This window comes from Rhodococcus sp. NPDC077669 (assembly GCF_040686915.1).
Classification (GTDB): domain Bacteria; phylum Actinomycetota; class Actinomycetes; order Mycobacteriales; family Mycobacteriaceae; genus Rhodococcoides; species Rhodococcoides fascians.
On the sequence record NZ_JBFBMD010000004.1, the window covers coordinates 246253 to 267392 of the forward strand.

At 65.3% G+C, this 21140-nt stretch carries 19 protein-coding genes; 7 read left to right on the forward strand and 12 right to left on the reverse strand.

Annotation, left to right across the window (positions count from 1 at the left end; genetic code table 11):
- The first annotated feature begins 28 nt into the window (after positions 1 to 28).
- Together AB0P23_RS07315 and AB0P23_RS07320 are read left to right on the forward strand one after the other, a co-directional pair.
- Positions 29 to 628 carry a hypothetical protein gene (locus tag AB0P23_RS07315; RefSeq protein ID WP_206497537.1) on the forward strand — a complete coding sequence of 200 codons (600 nt, stop codon included), beginning with the start codon at positions 29 to 31 and terminating at the stop codon, positions 626 to 628.
- Positions 625 to 1134: a hypothetical protein gene (locus tag AB0P23_RS07320; protein WP_094715397.1), complete on the forward strand. Its 510-nt coding sequence runs from the start codon at positions 625 to 627 to the stop codon at positions 1132 to 1134. The genes AB0P23_RS07315 and AB0P23_RS07320 overlap by 4 nt, the downstream gene beginning before the upstream one ends.
- Here the strand turns inward: AB0P23_RS07320 and AB0P23_RS07325 are convergent, their stop codons facing one another.
- From AB0P23_RS07325 to AB0P23_RS07335, 3 genes are read right to left on the reverse strand one after another with little or no spacing between them, the layout of a single operon-like run.
- Positions 1135 to 2319: an SPFH domain-containing protein gene (locus AB0P23_RS07325; RefSeq protein ID WP_032370513.1), complete on the reverse strand. Its 1185-nt coding sequence runs from the start codon at positions 2317 to 2319 to the stop codon at positions 1135 to 1137.
- A 5-nt stretch (positions 2320 to 2324) separates the two neighbouring features.
- The gene (locus AB0P23_RS07330) at positions 2325 to 2756 is read right to left on the reverse strand and encodes an NfeD family protein (protein WP_027497041.1); all 432 of its coding nucleotides are present in this window, start codon (positions 2754 to 2756) and stop codon (positions 2325 to 2327) included.
- A 56-nt stretch (positions 2757 to 2812) separates the two neighbouring features.
- Positions 2813 to 3619, reverse strand: a complete 807-nt coding sequence (locus tag AB0P23_RS07335; RefSeq protein WP_032365846.1) for a DUF3097 domain-containing protein — start codon at positions 3617 to 3619, stop codon at positions 2813 to 2815.
- Positions 3620 to 3695: 76 nt separating this feature from the next.
- Between AB0P23_RS07335 and AB0P23_RS07340 the strand changes: the two genes are divergently transcribed.
- The gene (locus AB0P23_RS07340) at positions 3696 to 4529 is read left to right on the forward strand and encodes a hypothetical protein (protein WP_048318436.1); all 834 of its coding nucleotides are present in this window, start codon (positions 3696 to 3698) and stop codon (positions 4527 to 4529) included.
- An 83-nt stretch (positions 4530 to 4612) separates the two neighbouring features.
- Here AB0P23_RS07340 and AB0P23_RS07345 read toward each other — a convergent pair whose 3' ends face one another.
- The 8 genes from AB0P23_RS07345 to AB0P23_RS07380 form a co-directional block, all read right to left on the reverse strand.
- Entirely contained in the window at positions 4613 to 5692 is a 1080-nt protein-coding gene (locus AB0P23_RS07345) for a ferrochelatase (RefSeq protein WP_032365774.1), read from the reverse strand.
- A gap of 102 nt (positions 5693 to 5794) precedes the next feature.
- The gene (gene inhA / locus AB0P23_RS07350) at positions 5795 to 6619 is read right to left on the reverse strand and encodes an NADH-dependent enoyl-ACP reductase InhA (protein ID WP_027497037.1); all 825 of its coding nucleotides are present in this window, start codon (positions 6617 to 6619) and stop codon (positions 5795 to 5797) included.
- Positions 6620 to 6679: 60 nt separating this feature from the next.
- The gene (gene fabG1, locus AB0P23_RS07355; RefSeq protein ID WP_032365773.1) at positions 6680 to 7402 is read right to left on the reverse strand and encodes a 3-oxoacyl-ACP reductase FabG1; all 723 of its coding nucleotides are present in this window, start codon (positions 7400 to 7402) and stop codon (positions 6680 to 6682) included.
- 66 nt (positions 7403 to 7468) lie between these two features.
- A complete protein-coding gene (locus AB0P23_RS07360) occupies positions 7469 to 8467 on the reverse strand; it encodes a VWA domain-containing protein (RefSeq protein ID WP_027497035.1) in 999 nt (332 codons plus the stop codon).
- On the reverse strand, positions 8464 to 9450 hold the full coding sequence (locus tag AB0P23_RS07365) for a DUF58 domain-containing protein (protein ID WP_363797143.1): 987 nt from the start codon (positions 9448 to 9450) through the stop codon (positions 8464 to 8466). The genes AB0P23_RS07360 and AB0P23_RS07365 overlap by 4 nt, the downstream gene beginning before the upstream one ends.
- Positions 9447 to 10766: a MoxR family ATPase gene (locus AB0P23_RS07370; RefSeq protein WP_032391432.1), complete on the reverse strand. Its 1320-nt coding sequence runs from the start codon at positions 10764 to 10766 to the stop codon at positions 9447 to 9449. The genes AB0P23_RS07365 and AB0P23_RS07370 overlap by 4 nt, the downstream gene beginning before the upstream one ends.
- A 266-nt stretch (positions 10767 to 11032) precedes the next feature.
- Positions 11033 to 12460, reverse strand: a complete 1428-nt coding sequence (locus AB0P23_RS07375; protein WP_241257643.1) for an NlpC/P60 family protein — start codon at positions 12458 to 12460, stop codon at positions 11033 to 11035.
- Positions 12461 to 12986: 526 nt separating this feature from the next.
- The gene (locus tag AB0P23_RS07380; protein ID WP_057474701.1) at positions 12987 to 13529 is read right to left on the reverse strand and encodes a DUF6676 family protein; all 543 of its coding nucleotides are present in this window, start codon (positions 13527 to 13529) and stop codon (positions 12987 to 12989) included.
- Positions 13530 to 13876: 347 nt separating this feature from the next.
- Between AB0P23_RS07380 and AB0P23_RS07385 the strand changes: the two genes are divergently transcribed.
- Together AB0P23_RS07385 and AB0P23_RS07390 are read left to right on the forward strand one after the other, a co-directional pair.
- Entirely contained in the window at positions 13877 to 16687 is a 2811-nt protein-coding gene (locus AB0P23_RS07385; protein ID WP_032387342.1) for an aconitate hydratase, read from the forward strand.
- Between the two features lie 117 nt (positions 16688 to 16804).
- Positions 16805 to 17386: a TetR/AcrR family transcriptional regulator gene (locus tag AB0P23_RS07390; RefSeq protein ID WP_027497031.1), complete on the forward strand. Its 582-nt coding sequence runs from the start codon at positions 16805 to 16807 to the stop codon at positions 17384 to 17386.
- On the opposite strand, the gene AB0P23_RS07395 is transcribed toward AB0P23_RS07390, so the two are convergent.
- Entirely contained in the window at positions 17374 to 19005 is a 1632-nt protein-coding gene (locus tag AB0P23_RS07395; protein ID WP_027497030.1) for an ABC-F family ATP-binding cassette domain-containing protein, read from the reverse strand. The genes AB0P23_RS07390 and AB0P23_RS07395 overlap by 13 nt on opposite strands.
- 156 nt (positions 19006 to 19161) lie before the next feature.
- Here AB0P23_RS07395 and AB0P23_RS07400 point away from each other — a divergent pair, with 156 nt between their 5' ends.
- On the forward strand, positions 19162 to 19950 hold the full coding sequence (locus AB0P23_RS07400) for an SDR family oxidoreductase (protein WP_045841762.1): 789 nt from the start codon (positions 19162 to 19164) through the stop codon (positions 19948 to 19950).
- Positions 19947 to 21089: a lycopene cyclase family protein gene (locus AB0P23_RS07405; protein WP_032400765.1), complete on the forward strand. Its 1143-nt coding sequence runs from the start codon at positions 19947 to 19949 to the stop codon at positions 21087 to 21089. Before AB0P23_RS07400 ends, AB0P23_RS07405 begins: the two co-directional genes overlap by 4 nt.
- Positions 21090 to 21140 lie beyond the last annotated feature (51 nt).

Genomic DNA, 21140 nt, shown 5'->3' on the forward strand with positions numbered 1-21140 from the left:
GATCCAATCAACGCTCTAGCCTTGTCGAATGTTCGTCATGACCGTCGACCAGCGTCGCAGCAGACGCGACATCGATCGCGTGCCCGATCTACTGGACCGCTATCGAGATTTCGATCTGATCCGCCCGTTCGAACGCACCGCAGGCGACGAGGTCCAGGCCGTCTGCGAGGACGCAGCAACCGTCGTCGCGATCGCCCTCGACCTGGTGGCGACGCCGCATTGGAGCGTGGGAATCGGCGTCGGTTCGGTCGAGCTTCCGTTACCCGACACGACGCGCGCCGGCCGGGGCCAGGCATTCGAGGCTGCCCGAGACGCCGTCACCAGAGCGAAGAACGCGCCTGCTGCGCTCGCCGTCACCGGACCCGAGCCGGAAGCGGCCGAGGACGCCGAAACCGCATCGACCTTGGTTGCCATACTCGTCGCTCGTCGCTCGGACCAGGGCCGAGAAGCGGTTGCGCTCATGGCAGAGGGAATGTCGCAGACCGACGCGGCCGAAAGGCTCGACATCAGCAAACAGGCTATGTCGCAACGACTTTCCGTCGCCGGCTGGCACGTCGAAAACGCCGGCCGCACCCTTGCCGCGAGGTTGTTGAACGCGGCGAACACGACAGGAAGCCACACGTCATGATCGTCGTCGCCCTCGTTCTACTGGCTCTGACGGCAGGTGTCGCCCTCGTCCCGGCCGGTGACCGCGTCAGGCTGTGGGTCCCCACCGCGGCTGCCTCGACTCTGCTCACCGCAGCCGCTGTGCTTGCCACGCTCGCCGGGCCGGCACACGGCGTCGGTCATGCAGTCGGAGTCGTCCTGAGCGTTGCCGTGGCCGCCGTCGGCGGCACCGCCGTGGTGCCGAGCGTCTTTCGCGTCGCCAGACGACAGAACGACTCGACCGACGACGAGCCGGTCGAGCCGCTGCGTGGAGGGTTGACGATAGGAATTCTCGAACGTGTTGCCGTTGCGGTATCCATTCTCACCGGCTGGCCCGAGGGAATCGCCATCGTACTGGCGGTCAAAGGACTTGCGCGCTACCCCGAACTGCGCGAATCCCACGCCTCCGAACAGTTCATCATCGGCACCTTCGCCAGCGTTCTGTGGGCACTGGCAGCAGCGGGCGTGGGATTCGCGATCAATTCGTGATCAGCGCGCTTCCGGTTCTGCCTCGGGAGATGCCGACAGGGCACCGATATCCAGACCCTTGGACAGCTCCGGAGATGCGGCCAACGACGTGTCCACCGGCTTACGGGCCACCGCCTCGGCGGCCTTGACGGCTTCGGCGACAGCCGGATCGGTCTTTGTCTCGAACCACTCTGCAACCTCGTCCGAGTCGTCCTCGGGCTTCGGCTCGTTGCCCGCGGACTCGTTGGGCTCGTATCGGAACACCCCGTCCTCGCCTGGGGCTCCGAGGGTCTTGGCGAATCCCTTGAGAGCGTCGCCGAAATCGCTCGGGATCATCCACACCTTGTTCGCGTCGCCCTGCGCCATCTGAGGCAACGTCTGCATGTACTGGTAGGCCAACAGTTCTGGAGTGGGCTTACCGGCCTTGATGGCACCGAAGACCTTCTCGATGGCCTTCGCCTGCCCCTGAGCCTCGAGGTACTTCGCGGCGCGATCACCCTGAGCCCGCAGAATTCTGGACTGACGCTCACCCTCGGCAGTGAGGATGGCCGCCTGCTTGCCGCCCTCGGCTGCGAGGATTCGGCTCTGCTTGTCGCCCTCGGCTGTCTTGATCGCCGATTCACGGTGCCCCTCGGCCGTGAGAATGGTCGCGCGCTTCTCGCGGTCGGCCTTCATCTGCTTCTCCATCGATTCCTGAATCGAGGGTGGCGGATCGATGCTCTTGAGCTCGACGCGGGCGACTCGAAGACCCCACCGACCGGTGGCCTCGTCCAGCACCACTCGGAGCTGACCGTTGATCGAATCACGGGACGTCAGAGTCTCTTCCAACGTCATTCCGCCGACGACGTTACGCAGCGTGGTCGTGGTCAATTGCTCGACACCGACGATGTAGTTGTTGATCTCGTACACGGCCGACTGTGGATTGGTCACCTGAAAATAGACGACGGTGTCGATCGACACCGTCAGGTTGTCCTTGGTGATGACCGGCTGCGGCGGGAACGAGACGACCCGTTCTCGCAGATCGACTTTCGCACGGATGCGATCGACGAACGGGACGAGGAACGTGAGCTGACCGGACACGGTACGCGTGTACCGACCGAGTCTTTCGATCACTGCTGCCTCGGCTTGCGGGACGATCGAGATGGACTTGGCCATCAACACGGCGACGAACGCAACGATGACGGCCAGTGCTATGAGTGCTTCCACTGGCTTTACGGTCCCTTCCATACGACGGCGGTGGCACCGTCGATTTCCATCACGGTCACGGTGGTACCGGGGGCGTAGACCTCTGTCTCGTCCAACGGACGCGCGGTCCACACCTCGCCACCGAGTTTGATCTGGCCTTCGTGCGCAGTGACCTGTTCGAGCACGACTGCACTCTTACCGGTGAGAGCCGCAACCCCCATCGGGGTGTCCGGCGGATGTGCGAAGCGCCGCAACAAGATCGGACGCAGACCCAGAACCAACGCCAACGACAACACGCCGAAAACGATTGCGTCTGCCCATACCGGGAAGTCGGTCAACGCCGACACCCCGGCGGTACCGAGCGCACCGCCGGCGATCATCAGTAGGAAGAAGTCCCCCGTCAGTGCTTCGGCACCGGCAAGCACAACCGCCGCTATGAGCCACAAGATCGCTGCCACAAGCTCCATCCTGGCACGAATCGGACATCCGCCGACGGATCAGCTGGTCGTAACAGCTACTCGGTGACGAAATCGACCAACTGTTCGACGGCACCGATCAGTGGAGCCTCCAGATCTCGGAAGCTCGACACCGACGAGTACACCCGCCGCCATCCTTCTTGCGGAGTTCCCCAGCCCAGCTCTCGACAGATTCCGGTCTTCCAGTCCTGACCGCGCGGAATCTTCGGCCACGCCGCAATGCCGACCGCCGACGGCTTGACGGCCTCCCACACGTCGATGAACGGATGGCCGGTGACGAGAACGTGTTCGCCCAACGATCTGGTCATCTTCGATTCCTTGGACCCGGTCACCAGGTGGTCGACCAGGACCCCGACGCGACGGCCCGGGCCGGGGCCGAAATCGGCCAACCGCTCCCCCAGATTGTCCAGGCCCTCGAGATGTTCGACGACCACGCCCTCCACTCGAAGGTCGTGTCCCCACACGCTTTCCACCAGGGCCGCGTCGTGCACACCCTCGACCCAGATACGGCTGGCACGAGCCGTCCGGGCTCGCAGGCCCTCGACCTTGGTGGATCCGGACGCCGATCTGGTCGGTTTGGCCGCGGTCGCGGGCTTCGGGCGGACCAGCGTCACCCGGCGGCCGTCGATCAGAAATGCGGCCTCGCGCAAGGCGAACAGTCGCGTCGTTCGGGCGCCGTCCTCGAGTCGGACGAAATCTCCGTCGTACGTGCGCTCGAAGCCGACCACAGCACCGCAATAACCCGAACCCGCGTCCTCGACCACCATGCCGCGCTCGGCCGGCACCTCCGGTGCCGGAACCTTCCGCATGCGACTGTGCCCTTTGAGAATGTCTCCGCCGTACATGTCGTTCACGGCGACCAACGCTAGCGATACCGGCGTCCCGAGCGCGGTTCGCCACGCCGACCTATGCTCGTGAGTCGTGTGTTCTCCGAGTGCAAGTCTTGCCCTGTGGGCCGGTTCCTGGCTGGCCGGTGTCGGTTCGCCGGACGACGTCATCGACGCGATGTCCGAGTGGGCACCGATGCATCTGGTCGGTGCCGGTGACGACGAGGCAGCAACGACGTACGGGCTGCGCTTTCCGGGCTACGCAGAGGGCATCGCCGGGGCGCTCGCCGCGGTCCGAACCGCCGCGAACGCAGGACCCTCACCCGCAGCCGGGGAGGAACGGATACGTCTGGTGCTGCCCGCAGCGGGCGCAGTGGCCGAACTGCCGGCCCGGACAGAATTCTCTCGTGCAGCGATCGGTGCCGAGCAGGCGGTGATGATCGGTACCCCGGGCTCCGCCGGAATCGGGGTGGTACCCGTCGTCGAGGGCCCCGACGTGCTGCGCTGGACCGTGTATTCGATCGACGTTCCCTCTCACGCCCACCGAGATCGAGGTCTCGGTGAGGCCGAGTACGAGATGCGCGAGGCCGTGCGCGGCGCGGCGAATGCACTCGCACAGATGCAATCGCTCCCCACCCGCACTCTCGAGGCCGACCCGCGCACTCGCATCGCCGAGCTCATCACCGACGCTGCACAGCACCGCTATCCCCCCGAGATGTCCGAACGCGCCTTCCGAGTGCTCGAATCGGCCGATCGGGTCGCGGCAATCCTTACCGTCGCCGCCGGATCGACTCCCTCGGAGGCACCGACTGCTGCCGCAGCGGCCGCCCGAGAAGAACTCGTCCGGCCGCTGTGGGCCGCCGTGCGCACGGCCCGGACCATCGCCGTGGCGACGAGCATCGGTGCCTCGATGCAGTCGGCCCGATGACCGACAGGACCGACACGTAGCGGTCCTGTCGGGGCTGGGCCGCGAGACAGGCAAGAGGCCACCCGTCAGGCAGGAGCCGCCAGTCAGGCAGGTGCCGTCGCAGGCCGCGATGGACGCGTCGGCTGCTCGCAACATCCGACGGCACATCGATTGCCGTCGAGGGTGGATCCGTAGCCGGGAACGCTGCCGAGTCCTCGGCACGTCCCGCCGACGCGATACTCGTCCACCAGCTCCCTGATCATCTTCGGGAATCGAGCATCGGAACCGGGCGTACCCGCGCGAGCGAACGCCATCCCGAGTTCACGGGCCTTCTCCTCGGCTTCGGTGTCGAGATCCCACACCACTTCGAGGTGGTCGGACACGAAACCGATCGGGCACACGATCACCGCGTCGACGGACTTCTCGGACAGTGCTTCGAGATGATCGCAGATGTCGGGGTCGAGCCACGGAACCTGCGGTGGTCCGGAACGAGACTGCCACACCAGATCGTATTCGGTGCTGCCGGATGCGGCCGCGACCAGACGCGACGCCTCCGCAACCTGCCGGCTGTACAGATGGCCACCATCCGCGGGTGGGCCTGCATTGGCGTCGGCTGCCGACGGAATGGAATGCGCAGTGAACACCAGCCGCGCTCCTGCCCGATGCTCCTCTGGCAGAGACCTGCGCGCGGCATCGACGGCCTCGGCGAACGCCTCGACCATCAACGGGTGGTCGTAGTACTGACGGATCTTGAGCAAATGCGGGGCGTCGTCCCCCACCGATGCACGGGCCCTGGCGATGTCCTCGTGGTACTGCCTGCACCCGGAATACCCGCCCCACGCGGAAGTCGGGAAGACGAGCGCGGAGCGGACGCCGTCCGCCTTCATCGTCGCAACGGTGTCCTCGACCATCGGATGCCAATTGCGATTACCGAAGTAGATCGGCAATTCGATTCCGGCCGAATCGAACTCGGCCTGCAGTGCGGCGATGATGTCGCGATTGAGTTCGTTGATCGGTGACACGCCACCGAAGTGCATGTAGTGCTCGACGACGGCGTCGAGACGCTCGGGCGGCACACCACGTCCGCGAGTGACGTTCTCGAGAAACGGGCGAACGTCGGCGGGCTTTTCCGGTCCGCCGAACGAGAGCACCAACAGTGCGTCGAAATCTCCAGGGGTGGTCATGAATCCATTGTGCCCCTGTCGCAGCAGGGCTGCGGCAGGGGCACAATCGGTCGACGAAACCTACGGTGAGCGAGCCCACGTCGGACTCCGCTCACCGACGTGTCACATGTTTTCGGGCAGGTACGTGTTGTGGCTCGCTCCGCCGTCGACGTACACGATCGACCCGGTGGTTCCGGGCAGCCAATCCGACAGCAACGCGACGATCGACTTGGCGACGACGGTCGGATCGTTGACGTCCCATCCAATGGGAGCGGCGCCGTCCCAGTACACGTTCAGCTGGTCCATCTTGGCCGCATCGCCGGTCGCGGTGCCCGCAATCGCCTTGGCGGCAAGAGTCCTGATCGGTCCTGCTGCAACGAGATTGGAGCGGATACGCTTGGCTGCGCCCACTTCCCGTGCCACGTAACGATTCACCGACTCGAGAGCAGCCTTGGCCACGCCCATCCAGTTGTAGTACGGCATCGACGTCCGCGGATCGAAGTCCATTCCGACGATCGAGCCACCCTCGTTCATGACCGGGAGCACGGCACGCGCGAGAGATGCGTAGCTCCACGCCGAGATCTCGAATGCCCTCGCCGCGTCGGGGCCGGGGCCGTCGAGGAACGGCTTGGCATCCGGGCCCATCAGGGTGCGAGGTGCGAATGCGATGGAGTGCAGAACTCCGTCGATACCCTCCGGCGCTACTTCACGAATTCGGTCCGCCAGCGCGGCGAGGTGCTCCTCGTTGGTGGCGTCGAGCTCGATCGCCGGGGGCACCTCCTTGGGCAGCCGCTGCGCGATGCGGTCGATGAGCCGCAGCCGATCGAACCCGGTGATGATCACCTTGGCACCCTGCTCCTGCGCCATGGCCGCGGCGTGGAACGCGATCGACGCGTCGGTGATGATGCCGGTGATGAGAATGGTCTTGCCTTCGAGCAATCCGCCCATAATGCTACGTCCTTAATTCGGAGGTGAGTATCTATCGAAATCGTTGTGCGAGAGGGTTTCTCAGTGCCCCATGCCCATGCCGCCGTCGACGGGAATGACAGCACCGGACACGTACGACGAGTCCGGACCCGCAAGGAAACTCACGACTGCTGCAACGTCCTCGGGCTGACCGAGACGCTGAAGTGGAATGTATTCCTTCGCCTTGCCGCGCAAGTCGTCCGACAACTCTGCGGTCATGTCGGTTTCGATGAATCCCGGTGAGACGACGTTCGCCGTGATGGACCGCGAACCCAACTCCCTCGTGATCGACCGGGCCATGCCGATGACTCCGGCCTTGGACGCCGCGTAATTGATCTGCCCCGGCCCGCCGGCCATCGCGACAACGGAACTGAGGAAGATCATCCGACCCCAGCGCGCGCGCAGCATGGCCCGGTTGGCGCGCTTGGCGACTCGGAAGGCTCCGGTCAGGTTCGCATCGATGACCCGCTGGAACTGCTCCTCGGTCATACGCATCAGCAGGGTGTCGTCGGTGATGCCCGCGTTGGCGACGAGTACCTCGACGGGTCCGTGCTTCTCCTCGACCTCCTTGAAGGCCGCGTCGACCGAATCGGAGTCGGTGACGTCGCAGACGACCCCGAGCAATCCGTCGGGTGCCCCGGATCCGCGGTGGGTGACGGCCACCTTGTGCCCGTCGGCACTGAGCCGTTGGGCGATGGCCAGACCGATACCCCGGTTACCTCCGGTGACGAGTACCGATCGCGCGATGAAGTCAGGTGTGGACATGCCTAGCAACCTATCTGTTCGTCCTGGAATGACAAAGCGAAACTTACTGGTGAGTAATAACAGCGATCACGGCAATCGTTGCCGCATCACCAACGCCGAACCGAGCCCGGCGGAGATGCACAGGACACCGAGGATCAACCAGGGTCGCGATGCGTCCCCGCGGGTGATCTCGAAGCCGATCTGCTCCTCCAGGGTGTCGTAGACGTCTCGGAGGCCCTCGAGCGAGGAAGCCGTGAAGAAACTCCCTCCGGACAGAGTCGCGATCTCGCGCAACGACGGGTCGTCGACCGGAACGGGCACGCGCTCGACCCCGCCTCCACCTTCGTCTTCGATCTCGACCGACCCGTAGCTGGTGCCGAACGAGATCGTCGAGATCGGCACTCCCTTGTCCTTGGCTGCGCGCGCTGCGGTGTAGCCGCCTCGTGGATCGTCGAGGTTCTGGGGAACGGTTTGCTTACCGTCGGAGAGCAGCACGATGCGGGCCGGCGGTGCCGCGTCGCCACCCCCGAGGATCGCGCCGAGAGTGTCGATCGACTGCAGCGAGGTGAAGATTGCTTCACCGGTGGCCGTACGCTCGCTGAGCTGCAGTTTGTCGATTGCCGACTTGGTGGCGTCGCGGTTGGCCGTGGGTGAGACCAATACCGAGGCAGTGCCGGCGAATGCGACGAGACCGAGGTTGATGCCGGGTGTGAGGCCATCGGCGAACGACTTCGCTGCTTCTTGGGCCGCAGCCAGCCGAGTGGGTTCGACGTCCGTCGCTTCCATGGACAGCGACACATCGATGACGAGCATGACCGTCGCGCGGTTGCGTGGAACACGTTGATCGGCAGTGGGGCCTGCCAACGCGACGGTCAGGAACATCAGCCCGACCAGTACCAGTGCGGTCGGGAGATGACGCAGACGATTGGGCCGGTTCGGCGCGACCGACTCGAGCAACTCCATGTTGGAGAAACGCAGCACGTGCTTCTGCTTGCGGCGTTGAATCCAGACGTACCCCGCCGTCAGGGCGAGGACGACGACGAGAAACGCAAGCCACCACGGCGCAGAGAAATCGGTGAGGCTCATCGCGAACCTGCCCTCGCGGTATTGGTGAAACCGGAGCCGATGGTGTGCCTGCGAGCAGTGACGAAGCGGACGACATCGGCGATCCAGTCACCGTCGGTGCGCAGAGTCAAACGCGGTGCCCCGCATCGGCGCAACGCTTTCTCCACGTCGTCGCGGTGTGCTGCGGCTGCTCGCGCGAAGTCGGCGCGGAGCCTGGGCGTCGCGGCGAACTCCCGAGTGCGGCCGGACTCCGGGTCGTGCAGAACCACGTCTCCCACATCCGGAAGTTCGAGGTCTCGCGGATCGAGTACCTCGACGGCCAGTACGTCGTGTCTGGCAGAGATCGCCCGCAGTGATCGCTCCCAGTCGATCGGGCCGAGGAAGTCGCTGATCACCACGGCCAGACCGCGACGGCGTTCGGGACGCCGCAGCGCCTCGACGGCATCGCGAAGATCTCCTCGGACGCCATCCGCGGCGGACGGTGTCGTAGCGATCGTCCGCAGCATCGACTGGCTGTGTACCCGCCCACCGCGCGCCGGGATTCGCGTCGTCGTCGCGCCGGTGGCCACGACAGCTCCGATGCGATTACCACCGCCGCCGGTCAGGTGGGTGATGGCAGCCGAGGCCGCGACCGCGAGATCGCGCTTCTCGCACCCCGCGGTTCCGAAGTCGAGGCTGGCCGACAGATCGACGAAAAGCCACGTTTCCAGTTCGCGATCGGCCACCGACTGCCGCACGTGTGGGTGTGTCGTCCGGGCAGTGACCGACCAGTCCATCTGCCGAACGTCGTCACCGGGCTGATACTCGCGCGCGTCCCCCGGTTCGGATCCCGGGCCGGGTATCAGGCCGAGGTGGTCGCCGTGTAGAACGCCGTCGAGACGCCTCCGCACCGTTATCTCGAGCGTGCGCAGCGCAGCGGCCAACTTCGGATCACGCAGTTCGCCGGACCGAAACGACGGCGGACGTGAGACCGCACCTCGGCCGGCACTGTCGGCTGCGCTCACTGACCCGGCGAACCGGTCGACGATGCATCACCCGACGGCTTGTGCAGCGACGGAGCGGGTTCGCCGGCCGGACCGCCCGGTGGGCGCTGCTCGGGTCCGGGCTGGGGTGCCGAGCCGGGCCCTTGCCCGGGGAACTGCGGCTGACCCGGGTACTGCCCCTGGGTCGGGCTCTGTCCCTGCCCCGGATTCTGTCCCTGCCCCGGGTACTGCCCCTGGGCCGGATACGGTCCCTGAGCCGGATACTGCGGCCCCGCTCCCGGGAACTGCGGTGTGCCCTGTTGACCACCGAAGGGCTGACCGGGTGCGGTGCCGTTGTCCTGCGACATCGGAACCGCCTGCGGCGACACCTGCGGTAGTCCGACGGTCTGCAGAATGCGGGAGATCACGGTCTCGGGCGTCACTTCGTCGGCGAGGGCATCGTAGGAGAGCACCAGCCGATGCCGGAGCACGTCGGGAATCACCTCGAGCACGTCCTGAGGAACGACGTAGTCGCGGCCTCGCAGCAGGGCGAGGGCGCGGGACGCAGCGATGATGCCGAGGGTCGCACGCGGGGAGGCCCCGTATGCGATCCAGCTGCCGACATCGTCCAACCCGAACTGTTCGGGCGTGCGGGTGGCGGCGATGACCCGAACCACGTAGTCGACGAGCGCGTGGTGCACGAACACCGAACTGGCCAGGTTCTGCAGACGGACCAACTCGACAGGGTCGAGTATCTGCTTGGGCTCGGGGGCCTTGATCCCCATGCGGTAGACGATCTCGCGTTCTTCTTCCACCGTCGGATAGTCGACGACGATTTTGAACAGGAAGCGGTCGCGCTGGGCTTCCGGGAGCGGGTACACGCCTTCGTTCTCGATGGGGTTCTGCGTCGCCATCACCAGGAACGGATCGGGCATGGGGAACGTCCTGCCACCGATGGTCACGTGCCGCTCGGCCATGACTTCGAGCAGCGCCGACTGGACCTTCGCCGGTGCTCGGTTGATCTCGTCGGCAAGGACGAAGTTCGCGACGACCGGGCCGAGTTCGGTGTCGAACTCTTCGCGGCCCTGACGGTAGATGCGGGTTCCGACCAGGTCGGTGGGTACCAGGTCCGGGGTGAACTGGACGCGGGAGAACGAGCCACCGACAACGCGGGCGAACGTCTCCACTGCGAGGGTCTTCGCCACGCCGGGAACGCCTTCCAGCAGCACGTGCCCACGGGCCAACAAGCCGACCAGAATGCGCTCGACCAGACGATCCTGACCGACGATCACCCTTTTGACCTCGTACACGGCCTTCTCGAGAAGCCGAACGTCGTCGGCGAGATCGGGACTGTCCACCCGCTCCGGCTCCCCACCCTGCGGATTCGGACTCGAAGACCCGATCTGTGTCGGCTCCTCGTCGTTCGAAATCCGGCCGTCACGTGATGTCACCAAGAATTCACCGCTTTCAGTCGATCATCGTCGGGCACGTTCCATACCGCCGAGATCAACTATTCCAGGTGATGCTCGCGCGCGCCGAAACCCACCCCTGACCCGCGCGCCGGAGTGGAGCCTGCGGAACGACGCAGAAGTACCGAACAGCGACCTCGGGAGCGACAGCGAGCTCAGGACACCATGCGCACGGCGTACGGCGTCATACCGCTGTATCTGACGTCGGAGACCTTGACCACCGATCCGGATTGCGGAGCCTCGAGCATCTTCCCGTCGCCGAGGTAGAGCGCGACGTGCTGACTGGCGTTCGGTCCGTAGAAGATCATGTCGCCACGCTTCATCTGCGACGACGGAACCTGCTTGCCTGCCGTGTACTGGTAGCCGGTGTAGTGGGGCAGAGAGATGCCCAGACCTGCGAATGCGTAGATCATGAGGCCGGAGCAGTCGAAGCCGACCTTGTTGTAGTCGCCGTAACTGTCTGCGACTCCGCCGTCTCGGATTCCCTTGGTCGGCCCGTTCTCGTCGCCGCCGCCCCAGGAATACGGAACACCGAGCTGGCTCATCCCGCGGTCGATCGCCAATTCCACGGCAGCACTGCCCGTGACCGACGGTGTGGTCGAGGGCTTGGGCTTGCTGGGTGTGGGCTTGCTGGGTGTGGGCTGGGTCGGAGTCGTGGTTCCGCTCGAACTGTCGGAGTCGGTAAACGAACTCGAGTCGTCGTCGACATCGACGTGCGAGCGTTGGCCCTCGGCGATCGCAGCGGCTCGCTGTTGTGCGGCCAGGTTGGCCGACACCCGGGCCGCCGCCTGAACCGCGGCCTCGCGAGCGGCAGCTGCGGCTGCTGCTATTGCTGCGTCCTCTGCTGTCTTCTGCGCCTCCCAGTCGCTGTATGCGGCTCGTTGACCCTGGAGGCCGGCCACATTGCTGCGGGCTGCGTCGAGCTCGGTCTGAGCGGCGTCTCGCTGGGACTCGATGGCGGCTTTCTGATCGGCCTCGGCTTGCAACGCTGCCTGCGCTGCAGCGATGGCCTGCTCGGCCTCGGCTTTCTTCGATTCGGCTTCGGACGCTGCCGCGTCCGCCTGCTGCTTGGATTCGCGGGCGGCCGAGTCCCGGTTCGCCTGCTCGGTCCGGGCCCGCTGGAGGCTGTCGAGCACGGCATTCTGGCTGTTGGACAGCACCTTCAGGACCTGGGCGCGGTCGAGAACGTCGTCCGGTCCGCTCGAACCGAGGAACGACGCCATCGAGGCGACGCCCGAGCCCTGGGTGTAGCTCGATTTGGCGAATTCGTCGAACTTGCGCTGGGCTGCCTGAATCTGTGTGCCTGCATCGGCGAGCGCCTGCTGCGCTGCTCCCACGACTGCTGCGGCCACGTCAGCGGCGTCCCGGGCGTTCTGCAGGTCGACCAGGGCTTTGTTGACGCCTTCTCGCTTCACGGCAACCTCGTCGTCGAGCTGTGCGAGTTGCTGGTTGGCGGATGCGATCGCGTCGATCAGCTGTCCGACCTGCCCCAGGCGTGAGTCGACGGCGCTGCCGGCCGCGGCGATGTCGGTATCGGACGGGTTGGGCGGGGGTGGCGGTACCGCGGCGGCGACTCCGGGCATGGTCGCGGTCAGCGCGAGAACCAGACCGGCACCTGCCAGTACGAATCGGGTACGGACGAGCGCTCTGCGGCGCGTGCCGCGAACTGGACGTCGGCTCACAAATGTCTCCCTCGGGTCCGGCATTCACTCGGGTCCCGAGAGGACCGTCGTGCCGTCGAGGCGTTCCCCGTTCCCACCCCGATCGCAGGTGACGGTGAACATGTTCGCCGGGCGGGAAAGTGGCGCGCAGCGACACGACAGGTGCGAACCACGTCAGTCACACCCGAAGCAGTGGCCTCCCGAGTTCCCCACGGATGACACCTGCCTTCTGCGACACTCCTTCCCCAGCAGTGCCAATGGCACCGTACGACACTTCGCACACTAAAGAAACTCCAGTCACAAATGACACATTTGTAATTCCACCAGGCACAATGCCGTGAACTCGGTGTTTGCCCGAAACAATTTTTCGGACTTTTTCCGGACCGCCGTCCGGTGGCGCGATCACGCGTCGGTGTCGGTCGGTCGAATGACGAATGTGCGCGCTACGTCAGCGCTCGACGGGCTGCGCTTCGTGCGGGTCGGCAGTGGCCGACCGCGCGCGGTATCGCCGGACCTTCACAGCGGCTGTCAACGCGGCTACCGCGGCGACGATCACCACCAGCCCACCCGTCAGCAAGCCCCACGGAGTCTGGTCCTCGACGAGGGTGTCGACGAAGTTGTCGGCGGCGACGACGTGATTTCCGGTGTAGGTGCGATCCTGCCCGGCTTCGAGTGTCACTCGGCTGATCGAGTCGCTGAAGGTTCCGACCTGCCCCGGGCTCAGCACCAACACCGTTCCGCCCTCGCGGGCACCGACCGCAGTGGCGAGGTCGCGTAGCTGCGAATCGTGGCGCGGTTCGTCGGGGACGATCACGATGCTCAGATCGATTCCGTGGTCCTCGGCTCGGTTCACGGCGGCCGTCAGTCCGTCCTGCTCGCCCGCAGGAGCGCTGACTCCCGACTCGCGGACCGTGGCGACGATGCTGTCGACGTCCAGACCTGCCGGGATATCGGTGGCAAGTGGGGAAACAGCGTGGATCGGCTCAGTCATCTCTCGTCCAGTCGGTAGGAACCAGTCGCGTGGAACCCTACGTCACGGTGCCGTGGATTCTCGGGAGGCAGGTATGCCCGACGCGGCAACTGAGGCCGCCCTTCATTGCGTCGCACGAAGCACTACGTGAGGATTGTGACGTGGGTCGTTCTCTCGGTGTCCACCGCGAAACGGACCCGCACGTTTTCACAGGACAAGCGTACTGTTAGACTTCCATCGAGACACTGCCCGAGGGTCCGCAAGCAATCCGCACGCCGGATGCCATGCCGAGACACACGGTCAGCGCCTCGCTTCAACCGTCGACACAGCCCCGTCGGCGGTGTGCCTCATAGACGAGTGGAGCTGAAGTGACCGCAAGTAACAATTCATTCGGTGCAAAGGGCACCCTCGAAGTCGGAGAGAACTCGTACGAGATCTTTCGGCTGTCGGCCTTGCCCGGTGCCGAGAAACTGCCCTATGCACTGAAGGTCCTCGCGGAGAACCTCCTTCGCACCGAGGACGGTGCCAACATCACCGCCGACCATATTCGCTCGATCGCGTCGTGGGATCCCTCGGCCGACCCGAGTATCGAAATCCAGTTCACCCCTGCACGAGTCATCATGCAGGACTTCACCGGCGTTCCGTGTGTCGTGGACCTCGCCACCATGCGTGAGGCCGTGACCACCCTCGGCGGCGACCCCAACAAGGTCAACCCCCTCTCCCCCGCCGACATGGTCATCGACCACTCGGTCATCCTCGACGTGTTCGGCCGCGCCGATGCACTCGAGCGCAACGTCGACCTCGAGTACGAGCGCAACGGCGAGCGTTACCAGTTCCTGCGTTGGGGCCAGGGCGCCTTCGACGACTTCAAGGTCGTCCCGCCCGGCATGGGCATCGTGCACCAGGTCAACATCGAGTACCTCGCACCGACCGTCATGACCCGCAAGGGCCAGGCGTACCCCGACACCTGCGTCGGAACCGACTCGCACACGACGATGGTCAACGGCCTCGGCGTGCTCGGCTGGGGCGTCGGCGGAATCGAAGCCGAAGCTGCCATGCTCGGCCAGCCCGTGTCGATGCTGATCCCGCGTGTCGTCGGCTTCAAGCTCTCGGGCGAGATTCAGCCGGGCGTCACGGCCACCGACGTCGTTCTGACCGCCACCGAGATGCTGCGCAAGCACGGCGTCGTCGGAAAGTTCGTGGAGTTCTACGGCGAAGGTGTGGCCGAGGTTCCCCTCGCCAACCGCGCCACCCTCGGCAACATGAGCCCCGAATTCGGCTCCACCGCAGCCATTTTCCCGATCGACGAAGAGACGATCAACTACCTGCGCCTCACCGGCCGCAGCGACGAGCAGCTCGCTCTCGTCGAGGCGTACGCCAAGGAACAGGGCATGTGGCACGACCCGAAGAACGAAGCCGTGTACTCCGAGTACATCGAGCTCGACCTCAACACGGTCGTCCCGTCCATCGCAGGCCCGAAGCGCCCGCAGGACCGAATCCTGTTGTCGGAGTCCAAGGTTGCGTTCCGCAAGGACATCCACAACTACGTGGAGGAGAACCACCCGGCGCACGAGGGTGACAGCAAGCTGGACGAGGCCCTCAACGAGTCGTTCCCGGCCAGCGATCCCGCGTCGCTGAGCTTCGCAGAAGACGATGCAGTCGACGTGCGGTCCGCCGCATACGGCTCCGAAGGTCGCCCGAGCAAGCCGGTTCGTGTCATCACCGATGAAGCAGGCGAGTTCGTCCTCGACCATGGCGCCGTCGTGGTGGCAGGTATCACCTCCTGCACCAACACCTCCAACCCGTCGGTCATGCTGGGCGCAGCACTGCTCGCTCGCAACGCCGTCGAAAAGGGCCTGTCCACCAAGCCGTGGGTCAAGACCAACATGGCACCCGGTTCGCAGGTCGTGACCGACTACTACGAGAAGGCCGGCCTGTGGCCGTACCTCGAGAAGCTCGGCTACTTCCTGGGCGGCTACGGCTGCACCACGTGCATCGGTAACACCGGCCCGTTGCTCGAGCCGATCTCGAAGGCGATCAACGACAACGATCTTTCGGTGACCGCCGTGCTGTCGGGCAACCGCAACTTCGAGGGTCGCATCTCCCCCGACGTCAAGATGAACTACCTGGCGTCGCCGCCGCTGGTCATCGCTTACGGCCTTGCGGGCACGATGGACTTCGACTTCGAGACCGACCCGCTCGGTAACGACCACGAGGGCAACCCGGTCTACCTCAAGGACATCTGGCCGTCGTCGCAGGAGATCGAGGACACGATCAAGTCCTCGATCAGCCGGGACATGTTCAGCAAGTCCTACGAGACGATCTTCGCCGGTGACAGCCGCTGGCAGAACCTGTCGACCCCCGAGGGCGACACGTTCGAGTGGGATCCCAACTCGACGTACGTGCGGAAGCCTCCGTACTTCGACGGCATGACGATGGACCCGGCTCCGGTCGAGGACATCAAGGGTGCCCGCGTGCTGGCCCTGCTCGGCGATTCGGTCACCACCGACCACATCAGCCCGGCAGGACCCATCAAGGCCGGTACGCCTGCCGCTCAGTACCTCGATTCGCACGGCGTGGAGCGCAAGGATTACAACTCGCTCGGATCGCGTCGTGGCAACCACGAGGTCATGATTCGCGGAACGTTCGCGAACATCCGTCTGAAGAACCAGCTGCTCGACGACGTGTCGGGTGGCTACACCCGCGACTTCACCCAGGACGGTGGCCCGCAGTCGTTCATCTACGATGCGTCGCAGAACTACCAGAAGGCCGGCATCCCGCTGGTCGTGCTGGGCGGCAAGGAGTACGGCTCCGGAAGCTCCCGTGACTGGGCGGCCAAGGGCACCTCGCTCCTGGGCGTCAAGGCGGTCATCACCGAGTCGTTCGAGCGCATCCACCGCTCCAACCTCATCGGCATGGGCGTCGTTCCGCTGCAGTTCCCGGCAGGCGAGAGCGCCGCGTCGCTCAAGCTCGACGGCACCGAGACGTTCGACATCATCGGCGTCGAGAAGCTGAACGAGGGCACCACCCCGAAGACGATGGCGGTGACCGCGACCAAGGAAGACGGAACCAAGGTCGAGTTCGACGCCGTGGTCCGTATCGATACCCCCGGTGAAGCGGACTACTACCGCAACGGCGGAATCCTGCAGTACGTCCTGCGCAACATGATCAGAGGCTAGTCACACGGCACTGTAGACAAACGCCACGCAGAGCGATGGGCCCGGAACTCGATACGTGTTTCGGGCCCATCGCCGTATCGGTACGGGCCCCTTCATCGGAAAGTAGGAGTTTCACACGTGCCCAAGGTCAGTGAAGACCACCTGGCGGCCCGCCGCAGCGAAATTCTCGACGGTGCGCGTAAATGCTTCGGAGAGTTCGGCTACGAGGGCGCGACCGTGCGACGCCTCGAGGAGGCGACGGGCCTCTCCCGCGGAGCCATCTTCCACCACTTCAAGGACAAGGACGGTCTCTTCCTCGCGTTGGCGCAGGAGGACGCCCGGCGCATGGCAGAAGTCGCTGCGACGCAGGGTCTGGTTCAGGTGATGCGAGACATGCTGGCTCAGCCGGAGCAGTTCGAGTGGCTCGGAACGCGGCTCGAGATCACCCGACGACTACGAACCGACGCCGACTTCCGAACCAGCTGGGCGGAGCGTTCGGCCGAACTGACCGATGCGACGCTCGGCCGACTCGAGCGCCAGAAGACGGCAGGAAAACTACGGGACGACGTGCCGAACGATGTTCTGGCCGACTACCTGGACCTCGTTCTCGACGGTCTGGTCGCCAGAATCGCGTCGGGCAACGGCGGGTCGAACCTGTCGGCCATTCTGGATCTGGTCGAAGAATCGGTGCGCAGGCGCGACCCTGGTCAGGCCAGCTGAATCAGTTCCAGGTAGTCCTGCGACCAGTGGTCCTCGGTGCCGTCGGGAAGGAGGATGACACGTTCTGGTGAGAGCGCCTCGGCGGCACCCGGATCGTGAGTCACCAGAACGACAGCACCCTTGTAACTGCGCAGTGCGTCGAGAACCTGCTCGCGTGAGATCGGATCGAGGTTGTTGGTCGGTTCGTCGAGCAGCAGAACGTTCGCAGCCGAAGACACCAGTCCGGCCAGCGCCAGACGCGTCTTCTCGCCGCCGGACAGCGTTCCTGCGGGCTGTTCGAGCTGGGGTCCGGTGAACATGAAGGCGCCGAGTAGCGATCTGAGCTCCTGCTCGCCGGTGTCGGGTGCCGCATGCCGGATGTTCTCCCACACCGACGCCATGTCGTCGAGGGTGTCGTGCTCCTGGGCGAAGTAACCCACGCGCATGCCGTGGCCGGGTTCGATCTCTCCGGTGTCTGCCTTCTCGGTTCCGGCCAGAATGCGCAGCAGTGTCGTCTTGCCAGCACCGTTGAGCCCGAGCACCACCACGCGGCTCCCCCGGTCGATCGCCAGATCGACGCCGGCGAAGATCTCGAGCGACCCGTACATCTTGGTCAGGTTCTTGGCCATCAACGGTGTCTTGCCGCAGGGAGCAGGCTCAGGGAAGCGAATGTGCGCAACCTTGTCCGATACGCGCTCCGCATCGAGGTTTGCCATCAGCTTGTCTGCGCGCTTCGCCATGTTCTGTGCCGCAACGGCTTTGGTTGCCTTGGCACCCATCTTGGCGGCCTGGACGCGCAGCGCACCCGCCTTCTTCTCCGCGTTCGCGCGTTCGCGACGGCGCCGTTGCTCGTCCGTGGCGCGTGCGTCGAGGTACTTCTTCCAGTTCATGTTGTAGATGTCGGCCTCACCGCGCACGGCATCGAGGAACCACACCCTGTTCACGACATCACCGAGCAGTTCGACATCGTGACTGATCACGATGAGTCCGCCCTCGTGGTTCTGCAGGAAACTGCGCAACCAGGTGATGGAATCGGCGTCGAGGTGGTTGGTGGGCTCGTCGAGCAGCAATGTGGTGTTCGAGCGTCCGCCACTGCCGTCGGATGCGGCGAACAGAATGCGGGCGAGTTCGACGCGTCGGCGCTGACCACCGGACAGGGTTCGCAGCGGTTGACCGAGAATGCGGTCGGCCAAGCCGAGGCTGTTGCAGATGCGAGCCGCTTCGCTTTCGGCTTCGTAGCCGCCGAGGGACGCGAACCGCTCTTCCAGCTCGCCGTACTTACGGACGGCTTTGTCGAGCAATGTCTCGTCGGCAACCTCGGCCATCAGAGCCTGCTGCTTCTCCATACTGTGCAGGAGGGTGTCCAGCCCGCGGGCCGACAGCACCCGGTCCTTGGCCAGCACGTCCAGATCGCCCTCTTTGGGGTCCTGCGGGAGATAACCGAGGTCTCCGGTGCGTACGACCTCACCGGCATACGGTTCGCCCTCGCCCGCCAGGATGCGCAGCGTGGTGGTCTTTCCGGCACCGTTGCGGCCGACCAGCCCGATGCGGTCACCTGCCTGCACGCGGAGCGCGGGCCCCTCGGTGGACAGAAGGGTCCGCACACCGGCACGAACTTCGAGGTCGGTGGCGGTGATCACGCGTGAGCTCCTAGCGATTGCCGAACAAGATGAGTGCTCGTCGACCGACGAGCGAGCAATGAAAGCGCCGTAGGTCGGCACAGCAAACCCCCATTTTAGCTCAGCATTCACGTGCCTCCACCCAGGAACGCAGGTGACCCCGGTAACGTCTGAGCGATGACCGACGTCACCGAAACGGCCACTGCCCGCCCAGCCCTGCCCCTCGACCTCACCGGACGGACCGCACTGGTCACCGGGGGTAGTCGAGGCATCGGCCGCGCGATCGCCGCAGAACTGCTCGCGCGCGGTGCCAACGTGGCCATCACTGCGCGTAAGCGGGAACCGTTGCTGGCCGTCGCGGCGGAACTCGGCGACTCCGTACTCGCGCTGGACGGTAACGCGGGCGACCCGGAACATCGGCGCACCGCAGTGGACCGCACCGTCGAGACCTTCGGTTCGCTGGACATCCTGGTCAACAACACCGGTATCAACCCCGTCTACGGCTCGCTGATGGATGCCGACCTCGTCGGTGTCAGCAAGATCTTCGACACCAACGTCGTCGGCACGCTCGGCTTCGTGCAGAACGCGTTCCATGCGTGGATGGGAGAACACGGCGGTGCGGTCGTCAACATCGCCAGCGTCGCAGGCATCCGCTCCACCGGAGTCATTGCCGCGTACGGCGCATCCAAAGCTGCGTTGATTCGGCTCACCGAGGAGCTGGCATGGCAGCTCGGTCCGAAGATCCGCGTCAACGCGGTGGCGCCGGGCGTGGTGAAGACCAAGTTCGCCGAGGCGTTGTTCGCCGGCGGCGAAGAAGCAGCAGCGGCCGGCTACCCGATGAAGCGACTCGGTACCCCCGAGGACGTGGCATCGCTCGTCGCGTTCCTGGTCTCGGACGCGTCCTCGTGGATCACCGGCGAGACGGTGCGCGTCGACGGTGGCCTGCTCGCCACCGGCGGAATGTGAGCGACCTGTCGGCCGACGTCGCCGTGGTCGGGCTGGGACCGGCGGGTCGCGCGATCGCCCACCGCTGCGCGGCCGCGGGTATGGACGTTCTCGCACTCGATCCGCACCCGTCCAGAACCTGGACGCCGACCTACTCGGCATGGGCGGACGAATTGCCGTCATGGCTCTCGGAGTCCGCAATCGCCTCGACTGCACACAGGCCCGCAGTGTGGACCGATCGGCATCGCGTCATCGACCGGACGTACTGCGTGCTCGACACCCATGCCCTGCAAGCCTCGCTGGCTCTCGACCTCGTACGAGTGCACGCGGGCACCGCAGTCGACGTCACCGGCACCCGCGTCACCACCGTCGACGGGACGGTCGTCACGGCTCGCCACGTCGTCGATGCGCGAGGAACGCTCGACTCGCGTGATCTGGCGCAACAGACCGCATACGGAATCGTCGTCGAGCGGGAACGCGCCGAGCCCATTCTGGAAGGCTCCGACGCCTGGTTCATGGATTGGCGTACCGACAACGGCGTACGACCCGGTGAAGTTCCGAGTTTTCTCTATGCCGTCGCACTCGACGACCACCGCGTTCTGCTCGAAGAAACGTGCCTGGTCGGCAGGCCTGCCCTCCACCTCGATGTACTCCGGACTCGTCTGCACCATCGTCTCGCCCGACGCGATCTCGTGCCGACCGGGACCGAGGACGTCGAGCGGGTGCGCTTTTCGGTCGAACCTCCGCCGCGCTCGCGGCTGCACACCCCACGAAGCGGGCCCGTCTTGTTCGGGTCGCGGTCGAATCTGATGCATCCGGCGACGGGATACAGCGTCGCCGCGTCGTTGGCGTCTGCCGATCACCTGGTCGACGGACTTCGCACCGGCAAGCCGGGGAGCCGACGTGCACTCCACACCTGGACGGTGCAGAAGCTACGCAATCTGGGGCTGCGCACTGCGTTGAGCCTCGAGCCGGAGATGGTGCCGCAGTTCTTCGCCAGCTTCTTCTCGCTGCCGGTCGAACTCCAACGCTCGTACCTGTCCGGTCACGACGACGCCATGGGGACCATGACCGCAATGCTGAGAATGTTCCCTACGCTTCCGGTCTCGGCCAGGCTCGCCATCGCGCGCACCGTCGTCCACGCTCCGAGACGCGGCTGAGTTTCTCGGCAACGGTCGACACACAGGCGCCCGGTCGGCGATCATGAACAC

What these genes read in the sequence shown, in the direction of transcription:
- AB0P23_RS07315 (WP_206497537.1), top strand. Translation starts at nt 29, where the DNA reads ATGTTCGTCATGACCGTCGACCAGCGTCGCAGCAGACGCGACATCGAT.
- AB0P23_RS07320 (WP_094715397.1), top strand. Translation starts at nt 625, where the DNA reads ATGATCGTCGTCGCCCTCGTTCTACTGGCTCTGACGGCAGGTGTCGCC.
- AB0P23_RS07335 (WP_032365846.1), bottom strand. Translation starts at nt 3,619, where the DNA reads ATGTACGGCGGAGACATTCTCAAAGGGCACAGTCGCATGCGGAAGGTT.
- AB0P23_RS07345 (WP_032365774.1), bottom strand. Translation starts at nt 5,692, where the DNA reads ATGACCACCCCTGGAGATTTCGACGCACTGTTGGTGCTCTCGTTCGGC.
- inhA (WP_027497037.1), bottom strand. Translation starts at nt 6,619, where the DNA reads ATGGGCGGATTGCTCGAAGGCAAGACCATTCTCATCACCGGCATCATC.
- fabG1 (WP_032365773.1), bottom strand. Translation starts at nt 7,402, where the DNA reads ATGTCCACACCTGACTTCATCGCGCGATCGGTACTCGTCACCGGAGGT.
- AB0P23_RS07360 (WP_027497035.1), bottom strand. Translation starts at nt 8,467, where the DNA reads ATGAGCCTCACCGATTTCTCTGCGCCGTGGTGGCTTGCGTTTCTCGTC.
- AB0P23_RS07375 (WP_241257643.1), bottom strand. Translation starts at nt 12,460, where the DNA reads ATGCCCGGAGTCGCCGCCGCGGTACCGCCACCCCCGCCCAACCCGTCC.
- AB0P23_RS07380 (WP_057474701.1), bottom strand. Translation starts at nt 13,529, where the DNA reads ATGACTGAGCCGATCCACGCTGTTTCCCCACTTGCCACCGATATCCCG.
- AB0P23_RS07400 (WP_045841762.1), top strand. Translation starts at nt 19,162, where the DNA reads ATGACCGACGTCACCGAAACGGCCACTGCCCGCCCAGCCCTGCCCCTC.